A 9,750-nucleotide genomic window follows, 5' to 3' on the forward strand; every position below is an offset into this window, starting at 1 on the left:
CTTGGGTCGCAGGTCAGGCGGATTGCAGCAACGCCGCGGCGGCGGGCGCGCGCTCCAGATAGGCCAAAAATCCGCGTTCGTAACGCGAAAGATATTTGGCCACGCGCGGCAACGGTCCCGCCGCCGCGGCAAAATCACCGCGCTCCTGCGCCGCCGCGATCATCGCCGGGTGGACATAGGCCTTGCGCGCGATGGCCGGGGTGTTGCCCAGCCGGTCGGCGACATGCTCCAGCATGGCTTTCAGCGTCGGCGGTTCGGGGGCGTCATAGAGAAACGAAAAGGCTTCGACGCTGGCCGACCAGGTGCGGAAATGCTTGGCGCTGAATTCGTCGCCCATTGCGCCGCGGATATAGGCGTTCACATCGTCGGACCCGACCGCACAAACGGCGCCATCATCTTCATACTGAAACAGATTCTGCCCCGGCAAATCCTGCAGGCGCCGCACCAGCGTCGTCAAATTGCGGTCGCTGATTGTCACCTGCCGCTGCGCGCCGCCCTTGGCCCGGTAACTCAGCCGCAGCGTCTGCCCGCTCAGCTTCGCGTGCCGCTGGCGCAAGGTTGTCGCGCCAAAGCTCTTGTTCGCCGCGACATATTGCTCATTCCCGACCCGCAGCGCCGCGAGGTCGAGCAGGCGCACCACTGCACCGACGACGCGTTCCTGACACAGCGTCCGCCGCGCCAGATCGTCGACCAGTCGGACGCGCAGCAGCGGCAGCGCGTGGCCGAACGCGGCGCAGCGATCATATTTGTCGGCCTCGCGCGCCAGCCGGAAATCGGGATGATAGCGATATTGCTTGCGCCCGCGCGCGTCATATCCGGTGGCCAAGATATGGCCATTGGCGGCGGGGCAAAACCAGGCATCCTCATAGGCCGGAGGCAGCGCGATCGCGTTCAGCCGCGCGATCTCGACGCGGTCGCGGATGATCTGGCCCTTGGTGTCGCGATACCGCCACCCTTCGCCAACGCGTTCGCGAGTGATGCCGGGCAGGCCGTCGTCGACATGGATCAGGCGGGGGGCGGGCATAAGGCAACAGCGCGCTGCCCCGCCGATTGGTTCCGCGTCAGCGCGCGTCGGGGAGCGAATGGCGCGTCGGAACCTGCGCCGGACGTGCCATCAACGGGCGCCATCCGGCCTCCTGTTCGCGGCGGCGGCAATAGGTCGATAGCCCGATTTCGAGCGCCAGCATCATGTAGATGAAGGGCTGGAACGCGATGCCGACGAACAACGACCCGACCATATAGATGATGTGGCCATGCTGGAGCGCCGTCGCCAGCGGCGCGATCCATTGCTCCTCGCCCCGCCGCGTCGTCAGATAACGGCGGCGCAGCCGCTCCATCTGGGCAATGCCGACAATGTGTAGCAGCAGCCACAGCGCCAGCCCCGGATAACCCTGTTCGCCCAGCATCTCGAAATAGCTGGAATGATAGGCACGGGCCGCGTCCTCATGGACCGTCGGGCCGCCCGGCTGCGGCCGGTCGGGATCATAACCCGATCCGGTCGTCTCGACGCGCAGGCGGTTCTGGATATAGGCGTTGAACCCGCCGCCGAACGGGTTTTCCTTGGCATAGTCCCAGGTCCACGCCCACACCGCGACGCGCGTCGAGGCCGACTGATCGGACTTGTAACCCTGGATCGTCTCCATCCGCTCGGTAAAGCTTTGCGGTAGGAACGGCACCGCAGCGACCGCCAGCAGACCCGCGCCGACCATATAGAGCACCCGGTGCTTGACCGCGCGCAGCGACAGCACCGCAAGCACGGCAAGACAGACGAGCCCGGTCCGCGCCTGCGTCCCCACCGGCAGCAACATGCAGGCAAAGCACAGTGCAAAGCAGAACAGCGACACGCGCCAATCAGGGGTGAAGATCGTGCCGTGGCGGCGATACCACAGGATCAGCGGGATGATCGCGATGCCGACCGTCGACATGATCGACCCTTCGTATAGCCCGAAATTTTCGTTGAGCAGCAATTGCAGCGACCCGTAACCGCCGCCGCCCGCCGCGGTCTTGATTCCGCCGGCGATGGCAATCGACGCCGCCGAGAGCAGCATGATCAACGCCAGCGCTTCGATCCGCAGCTTGGTGCGCAAGGTCAGCGGCAGGAAGATCGCCCAAATCAGCGCCTTCCACACCCAGCTCCATTTGTCGGCGGCCTCGACCGGAAAATCGGCCGACATCGTGGTCATGCCGCAATAGGCGAGCAGAAGGATCAGCAGCACCTGCCGCCCCGACCAGCGCGTGTCGCGCTTGTCGTCGATCGCGAGCCACCCCACGATCGCCAGCCCGAAGACGATCAGCGAGATCGGGATCGAGTTGATCAGGAAATAGCTCAGCCGCTGCGGCGCGACGATGTCGATGTAGCAAAAGCACAGCACGAACAGGAACGGCTTGCGAAAGCCGATCCCGATAAAGGCGAACAGAAAGGCGACGAACGCAATGTCACGCATCGCGGTGGTCGTCCGGTTCGGCGTCGCGGCGCTGCTGCCATTGCAGACGCGGGCTGACTTCGCGGTCGAGGTCGTCGCGGTACAGCAGGCGCCAGAGCGCAATCGCCATCAAGACGTGCGTCAATCCGATGGAAAAATTGTCGACCATGTCCGCTCCCGCTACGCGATCGGGGTTGACGCTGCGTTAAGGCTAGTATGTCAAAGCGCTGGCCCATGACCCGCATCCTGCACGTTCTCGATCATAGCCTGCCGACGCACAGCGGCTATACCTTTCGCACCCGCGCGCTGATGAAGGCGCAGGCGGCGAAGGGGTGGAATGTTGCCGGGGTCACCGGCGTTCGCCATCCCGAGCCAGGACCGGACGGCGAAACTGTCGACGGCCTGGCCTTTTACCGCACCCCGCCGATCGCGCCCGCGATGCCGGTCATCAACGAATGGCGGGAAATCGGTGCGCTGGCCCGGCGGGTCGAGGCGCTGGCGCGCGAATGGCAGCCCGATGTGCTGCACGCCCATTCGCCGGTGCTCGACGGCCTCGCCGCGCTGCGCGTCGGCAAGAAACTCGGCATCCCGGTGATCTACGAAATTCGCGCTTTTTGGGAGGACGCGTCGGTCGGCAACGGCACCGGGCGCGAAGGCAGCCTGCGCTATCGGCTCACCAAAATGCTGGAAACCCATGCCGTGAAATCTGCCGATGCCGTCGCGGTGATCTGCGAAGGCCTGCGCGGCGATCTGATCGCGCGCGGCATCGATCCCGCCAAGATCACCGTCTCACCCAACGGCGTCGATCTCGACCTGTTCGGCGATCCGCCGCCGCGCGACGATGCGCTGGCGGACACGCTGGGGATCGCCGCCGACGATGCGGTGATCGGCTATATCGGCAGCTTTTATGATTATGAGGGGATCGACGATCTGATCGCGGCGATGCCGGCGCTTGTCGCGGCGCAGCCCAAAGCGCGGCTGCTGCTTGTCGGCGGCGGGCCGATGGAGACGGCGCTGAAGGCGCAGGCCGCGGCGTCCTCTGCGGCTCCGCAAATCCATTTCGTCGGGCGGGTGCCGCATCAGGAGGTCGAGCGATATTATTCGCTGATCGATATTCTCGCTTACCCGCGCAAGAAAATGCGGCTGACCGACCTCGTCACCCCGCTCAAACCCCTCGAAGCGATGGCGCAGGGCAAGCTCGTCGCGGCGTCCGATGTCGGCGGCCACCGGGAATTGATCGAGGATGGCGTCACCGGCACGCTATTCGCTCCCGACAATCCCGAAGCGATCACCGATGCGCTGGCGAAGCTGCTCGAAAATCAGGGGATTTGGGCAGAACGAAGGCGCACCGCACGTATTTTTGTCGAGACCCATCGTAACTGGTCATCAAACATTTTACGTTACGAGCCGGTTTACCAGCGATTGCTGCGCGGCGCCGCCTGAGCGCGCTGCCCGAAATAACGAGATTTTAGCCCCGCGCGGGCCGCACGGAATTGGACGATATGGACGAGACCAGCGACAACCCCGGCCACGGCAAAGCCAGCGCGCTCCTTCGCGCGCTGCGCCCCGCCATGCCCGCGGTAATCGGCGCCGCGGCGCTGACCTTTCTGTTCGCGGCAGTCATGCCGATGTCGTGGGTCGCGGGGATCGCTTGGAACCTCTATCTTGATCGCCTGTCGGACTATTTTGTCCCGCCGGTCGGCAATGCTGCGCGGCTGATCCTGGCGCTTGGCATGGCCGCAATCGCTTCGCTGATCGCCGGGCTGGTGGCGCTGCTGATCGCGCAGCCCGAAGCGGCGGGTCTTTCCTCGCTGCGCGGCCGCTTCCGCCGCGAAGCCGCGGCAGATCTCGACGAGGATAGCGACGTCTTTTGGACGCGCCGCCGCCGCGTCGATCGCCATCCTGACGATCCGCTGCGCCCGCCAATCCGCGCTGGCCGCGATCTCCCCGCGGGCGGGCTGGGGCCGCTGAATGCCGAGGTTGCGGATCACAGCGCCGAAGCCGATCTGTGGCTCGACGAATTTGCCGAGCAAAATACCGACGAGCTGGTGCTCGCCGATCTTGCGCCTGAAGACCATGCCGCTGGCGAGGAACCCTGGCTGCAACCCGCCCAGATGACGGCAAAGCCGCTGTCCGCCGCCTCCGACAATTCGCTCGGCGCGATGGTCGCGCGGCTCGAAGCGGGTCTGGCCCGCCGCCGCGAACCGACCGCGACCGACGAAATGACGGCGCCAGACGGTGCCGCCCTCGAACCGGAACCCGAAGTCGATTTCGCCCTCGAAGCCGCGCTCAGCACCCTGCAACGGATGACACGCCAGTCGGTGGGCTAGCGTCCCCACGCTCAATCCTCCACCGTCAGAATTTCGATCTGCAATGCATCGGGCGCCCCGCCGCATTCGACCACGACATCGGCAACGACATGCCCGGGCAGCGCCCATTCGGCCGCGCTCAAATCGCTCTGTAGCGCGGCGCAGACCGCTTCGGCGTCACCCACCGCCAGCGCGCACGGAAAGATGTGGCGCGCGCCGACGAAATTCGCGCTTGCCCACGGCCGGAATGTCGATGCGCCGATTGCCAGCCCCGTCGGCAATTCGCCCGCAAGCAGGTGTCGCAAACGGCGGTGCGGGCAACCGGGGCGGCGCGACACGGCGGGCGACCAGCGCGTCACGCCTGCGCTCCCTTGGCAGATTGGCGAAAGGTCCGTGTCCGCCTGTCGCCCTGCGGCGCAATCCGGCCCGCATGACGCTCGGCACGCCATTTGTTCATGAAATGTTCCACGCGACATATCAGTTGGCCGCCGGGTTCGCGACCGCCGCGCAAATCGCTCACCAGCTTCGGATCGCGCACCGCGGCGCGGCCGAACACGGTCGGCGGCATCGCCGATTCCTTCAAAAAGGCATCGATCCGTTGCAACAAGGTGCGCTCCATATTTTCCTCCCTGACCGCGTCGACAACCGGGCGACTCACCCGATAGGATAATTCCTATCTGGGGCTCGTTTTCCTACTTGTCTAGGAAAATTCCGCTTGCTAGGAACGAAATAGGAAGGACTAGTCCATGAGCGACCATGTTGCCGATCCGCGCGCCGCGCTCGACCGCCTCTTGACCGACAAGGGCATCGACTATGCGCGCCTGTCGCAGGTCATCGGGCGCAACCCCGCCTATATCCAGCAATATATCAAGCGCGGGTCGCCGCGGCGGCTCGCCGAACAGGACCGGGCGCGGATCGCCGCCTATCTGGGGGTGTCCGAAGCCTTGCTCGGCGGTCCGGTGCAGCGCGTCGCGACCCCGGCGCGGATGCGCGGTCCGGGGATGATCCTGGTCCCCAAGCTGGCGATCGGCGCCTCGGCGGGCGCGGGGGCCAGCGTCGAAGGCGAGCCGGTGGAGGGCGAGGTCGCGTTCGATCCCAAATGGCTGCGCGACCTCGGCGCCGATCCGCGCGCGCTCAGCATCATCCGGGTCGAGGGCGACTCGATGGCGCCGACGCTGGACGATGGCGACGACATATTGGTCGACGGCGGCGACGCCGCGGCGCGGCTGCGCGATGGCATCTATGTGCTGCGCATGGACGATGTGCTGATGGTCAAACGCATCGCCCGTGCGCCGGGGCCGGGCCGCATTTCGGTGATCAGCGACAATCCGCATTACCGCAGCTGGGACGACCTGCCGATGACGTCGGTGCAACTGGTCGGCCGCGTCGTGTGGACGGGGCGTAGGGTGCGGTAAGCGCGACGTTGGGGTGAACCCTCTGTTCCCGTTCGTGTCGAGCGAAGTCGAGACACCCCTCGGGCTAGGCGCTGCGTCGAAAGGTGTCTCGACTTCGCTCGACACGAACGGAATTTGAGGAACGGCTGAGAACCTCGGCCATCTTCAAATCAATAAGGCTCGGCCATCACCGCGTCGATTTCATGGTCCAGGACTTCGGCGCGCTGGCATTGCTCGGCATTACCGTCGCGGCATTTCTCGGCCGCCTTGTCCCTCTGGCGCGACAGTTTGCCCAACTGTTCTTCGCGTTTGCGCATTTCGCGGCCGCGGTTGCGATCGGCCTCGTCCTGGCTGGTGGTTGTCCAGTCGGCGACCTGTCCGACCGCTTTGACCGGTGCGGTGACGACCGTTTTGACCGCACTGAAGCAGCCGGTGAGCAACGGGAGCGCCGCCAGGGCGATGATCATGATACGCATAAACTTCTCCTGACCCCGCCACCGGGGTGGCCGACCGCCTCTTTGCATAGCGGGCGCGATCTGAACAGGATATTGCGATATCCTGCCGCTGCTGTGCGGCCCGGTGTCACAACATTGAAACAAATGGTTAAAGCGGTGTTTACCGACTGCGCTTAGGTCGAGCGGTGAACGATCAATCGCCGCGCCAAGAGAGACCCCGCCTTCCATGGATCACATCCTGCCACCATCGTCGGGTCACGCCGCCGCGGTCGCCGCCGACGCCCATATGGCACAGGTCATCGACCTGTTCCGCGGCAATCCCGATTTGCGCGCGCTGGCGGTGCTCGATGCGAACGCCCGCCCAATCGGCGTCATTCGCGAACAGCGGGTGCGCGAACTGCTCTTTTGCCCCTTCTGGTTCTCGCTGATGCAGAACCCGACGATCGGTGGATCGATCGCGTCGATGATCGAACCTTGCCCCACCGCCGATCTGGCGAAATCGACCGCCGACCTGCTGCGCATCGCGGCAGACGGGCAGGGGCGCGGTGAGTTGATTCTTGTCGACCGCGGCCGCTTTGTCGAGACCCTCGACAGCGGCCAGCTCGCCAAGCTGGCGATGTTGCGCGACGTCGAACTGGCGCGCGAGGGCGCGGCGCGCGCGACAAAGATCGACGACGCCGGGCGCCGGTTTCAACAAGAGATTACGGCGCTTACCGCGGTGTTGTCTGACATGGCGCATCAGGTCGAATCATTTGCCGCCACCCTGTCCGATCGTGCGCGGCAGACGGGGCGTGACGCGGTGACGGTGGCGGGGGCCACGGCGCAAACACTGACAGGGCTGCACGAGCTCGGCGACCGCGGCCACGCGCTGGCGGCGACGATGGCAAAGATCGTCGACGATGGCTCGCGCGCCCGCGCCATTCGCGGCGAGGCGCATCGCAAGGTCCAACAAGCGGGCGAGCGGGCCGAGGCGCTCAAGGCGGCGAGCCAGTCGATCGAACAGATGCTGGCGCTGATCATCGACATGGCGAGCCGCACCAACATGCTGGCGCTCAACGCCGGGATCGAAGCGGCGCACGCGGGAGAGGCCGGGCGCGGCTTTGCCGTGGTGGCGGCGGAAGTGAAGACGCTGGCCAGCCAGACGCGGTCGGCGGCAGGCGACATCACCCAATATGTCGACCGGATTCGCGACATCGTCGGTCAGGTGGCGGCCGGCTTTGCCGAGGTGGAAAAGGCAATCGACGCCAATAACGGCTTCTCCGATGCGATCGACCGCGCCGTCGATGGGCAGAGCGCGACCACGCTGATGATCGCGAGCTACGTCGAGCAGGCGGTGTCGGCGGGCCGCGAGATCGACTATCGCGTCCAGGAAATCGGGCAGGGCGCCAGTGCGGTCGGCGATGGCGCGCAGGCGCTGGGCGAGTTGTCGGCAGGACTGTCGGAGGCCGCTCGCTCGCTCGACCAACGCGCGCGCCACTTCGTCGAAGCGGTCGCCGCCGCGTGAAATCCGGCACCGCTGCAAAGACTTGCTCGCTCGCCCGGCCCTGATAGGATGGCCGGGCGCCGGGGGCGTCCATGGCCACCGGTGGGGAGGAGGGTCATATGACCAATATGCAAAAAGGCTTGGCCGAGTTGATCGGCACTTTCTGGCTTGTCTTCGGCGGCTGTGGCAGCGCGGTGCTGGCGGCGGCGTTTCCAGATGTCGGCATCGGATTGCTCGGCGTGTCGCTCGCCTTCGGCCTGACGGTCGTCACCATGGCCTATGCGATCGGCCATATCTCGGGTTGCCATCTCAACCCCGCGGTCACCGTCGGGCTGTGGGCGGGCGGGCGCTTCGATGCGCGCGACATCCCGCTCTATGTCGGCGCGCAAGTGGTCGGTGCGGTCATCGCGGCGTTCCTGCTGTTCTATATCGCCAGCGGCACTCCCGCCTATGATCTGGCGACCAACGGGCTTGCGGCCAATGGTTTTGATGCCGGATCGCCGGGTGGCTACGACATATGGTCGGGCTTCATCATCGAGATCGTGCTGACCGCCTTCTTCCTGTGGATCATCATGGGATCGACCGATGGCCGCGCGCCCGCGGGCTTTGCGCCGCTGGCGATCGGCCTCGCGCTGACGCTGATCCACCTGATCTCGATTCCGGTCACCAACACCTCGGTCAATCCGGCGCGCAGCACTGGCCCGGCGCTGGTGGTCGGCGGGCTGGCGATCCAGCAACTGTGGCTGTTCTGGCTCGCCCCGTTGATTGGCGGCGCGGTCGGCGGCCTGCTCTACAAGACGCTGGGCGCCGACACCTTCGCGAAACCGAATATCGAGGGCGAATAACGAAACCGCCGACCGTCAATGTCCGGTGATTTCATTTTGAACCGTCATTGCGAGGAGCGAAGCGACGCGGCAATCCAGAGTGACGTAAACCGCTCTGGATTGCTTCGCTTCGCTCGCAATGACGAACGAAATAAACTGATCTGATCATGCTCTGAACAGGGGCGGTCCCCGATGAACGGACGGCAGTTATTTCAACAAATCGACCGCAAACGCACGGACTTCGGCGGCGATGTCGGGGCGTTGCAGTGCGACGGCCAGATTGGCCTGGATATAGCCCGCCTTCGACCCGCAGTCGTACCGCGCGCCGTCGAACGTCACCGCGTGGAACGGCTGGGTACCGATCATCGTCGCCATTGCGTCGGTCAGCTGGATCTCGCCGCCCGCGCCCTTTTCCTGCCCCTCCAGCACGCGCATCACTTCGGGCTGGAGGATATAGCGGCCCGAGATGATCAGGTTCGACGGCGCGTCGGCCACCGACGGCTTTTCGACCAGCCCCTTGACCTCGGTCAGCGACCCGTCGCGCGCGCCGGGGGCGATCACGCCATAGGAGGACACTTGGTCGCGCGGCACTTCGAGCACCGAAATCAGATTGCCGCCCACCTGGTTATAGGCATCGACCATCTGCTTCATGCAGCCGGGCGACCCATGCATGAACTCGTCGGGCAGGAAGATCGCAAAGGGTTCGTCGCCGACGATCGCGCGCGCGCACCAGATTGCGTGGCCGAGCCCGAGCGGCTCCTGCTGGCGGACATAGGCGCAATTGCCGGGACCAAGCCGCGTCGGTTCCAGCACCGACAGATCCTTGCCGCGTTCGGACATCGTCTTTTCCAGCTCGAACGCG

At 65.4% G+C, this 9,750-nt stretch carries 12 protein-coding genes; 5 read left to right on the plus strand and 7 right to left on the minus strand.

Features of this window, described 5'->3' with window-relative positions:
* Positions 1-13: 13 nt before the first annotated feature.
* From VGN68_RS11360 to VGN68_RS11370, 3 genes are read right to left on the minus strand one after another with little or no spacing between them, the layout of a single operon-like run.
* Positions 14-1,024 carry a DNA topoisomerase IB gene (locus tag VGN68_RS11360; protein WP_327476724.1) on the minus strand — a complete coding sequence of 337 codons (1,011 nt, stop codon included), beginning with the start codon at positions 1,022-1,024 and terminating at the stop codon, positions 14-16.
* A 37-nt stretch (positions 1,025-1,061) separates the two neighbouring features.
* The gene (locus VGN68_RS11365) at positions 1,062-2,444 is read right to left on the minus strand and encodes a putative O-glycosylation ligase, exosortase A system-associated (RefSeq protein ID WP_327476725.1); all 1,383 of its coding nucleotides are present in this window, start codon (positions 2,442-2,444) and stop codon (positions 1,062-1,064) included.
* Complete coding sequence (locus tag VGN68_RS11370; RefSeq protein WP_327476726.1) at positions 2,437-2,592, minus strand: hypothetical protein; 156 nt, start codon at positions 2,590-2,592, stop codon at positions 2,437-2,439. The genes VGN68_RS11365 and VGN68_RS11370 overlap by 8 nt, the downstream gene beginning before the upstream one ends.
* A 65-nt stretch (positions 2,593-2,657) precedes the next feature.
* On the opposite strand from VGN68_RS11370, the gene VGN68_RS11375 reads away from it, so the two are divergent.
* Together VGN68_RS11375 and VGN68_RS11380 are read left to right on the plus strand one after the other, a co-directional pair.
* A complete protein-coding gene (locus VGN68_RS11375) occupies positions 2,658-3,866 on the plus strand; it encodes a TIGR04063 family PEP-CTERM/XrtA system glycosyltransferase (protein WP_327476727.1) in 1,209 nt (402 codons plus the stop codon).
* Between the two features lie 59 nt (positions 3,867-3,925).
* Positions 3,926-4,753, plus strand: a complete 828-nt coding sequence (locus VGN68_RS11380) for a hypothetical protein (RefSeq protein WP_327476728.1) — start codon at positions 3,926-3,928, stop codon at positions 4,751-4,753.
* Between the two features lie 11 nt (positions 4,754-4,764).
* Here VGN68_RS11380 and VGN68_RS11385 read toward each other — a convergent pair whose 3' ends face one another.
* Together VGN68_RS11385 and VGN68_RS11390 are read right to left on the minus strand one after the other, a co-directional pair.
* Positions 4,765-5,091 carry a hypothetical protein gene (locus tag VGN68_RS11385; RefSeq protein ID WP_327476729.1) on the minus strand — a complete coding sequence of 109 codons (327 nt, stop codon included), beginning with the start codon at positions 5,089-5,091 and terminating at the stop codon, positions 4,765-4,767.
* Complete coding sequence (locus VGN68_RS11390; protein WP_327476730.1) at positions 5,088-5,351, minus strand: hypothetical protein; 264 nt, start codon at positions 5,349-5,351, stop codon at positions 5,088-5,090. The genes VGN68_RS11385 and VGN68_RS11390 overlap by 4 nt, the downstream gene beginning before the upstream one ends.
* A gap of 127 nt (positions 5,352-5,478) precedes the next feature.
* Between VGN68_RS11390 and VGN68_RS11395 the strand changes: the two genes are divergently transcribed.
* Entirely contained in the window at positions 5,479-6,147 is a 669-nt protein-coding gene (locus tag VGN68_RS11395) for a S24 family peptidase (RefSeq protein WP_327476732.1), read from the plus strand.
* 149 nt (positions 6,148-6,296) lie between these two features.
* Here VGN68_RS11395 and VGN68_RS11400 read toward each other — a convergent pair whose 3' ends face one another.
* A complete protein-coding gene (locus VGN68_RS11400; RefSeq protein WP_327476734.1) occupies positions 6,297-6,602 on the minus strand; it encodes a hypothetical protein in 306 nt (101 codons plus the stop codon).
* Positions 6,603-6,807: 205 nt separating this feature from the next.
* Between VGN68_RS11400 and VGN68_RS11405 the strand changes: the two genes are divergently transcribed.
* Together VGN68_RS11405 and aqpZ are read left to right on the plus strand one after the other, a co-directional pair.
* Positions 6,808-8,085, plus strand: coding sequence for a methyl-accepting chemotaxis protein (locus VGN68_RS11405; RefSeq protein WP_327476735.1), 1,278 nt, complete (start codon positions 6,808-6,810; stop codon positions 8,083-8,085).
* Between the two features lie 98 nt (positions 8,086-8,183).
* Positions 8,184-8,909, plus strand: a complete 726-nt coding sequence (gene aqpZ / locus VGN68_RS11410) for an aquaporin Z (protein ID WP_327476736.1) — start codon at positions 8,184-8,186, stop codon at positions 8,907-8,909.
* A gap of 186 nt (positions 8,910-9,095) precedes the next feature.
* On the opposite strand, the gene VGN68_RS11415 is transcribed toward aqpZ, so the two are convergent.
* Positions 9,096-9,750 (minus strand): UTP--glucose-1-phosphate uridylyltransferase (locus VGN68_RS11415; RefSeq protein ID WP_327476737.1); only part of this gene is annotated, 655 nt, incomplete at its 5' end.

The sequence above is a fragment of the Sphingopyxis sp. genome, assembly GCF_035998965.1.
Taxonomy (GTDB): Bacteria; Pseudomonadota; Alphaproteobacteria; order Sphingomonadales; family Sphingomonadaceae; genus Sphingopyxis.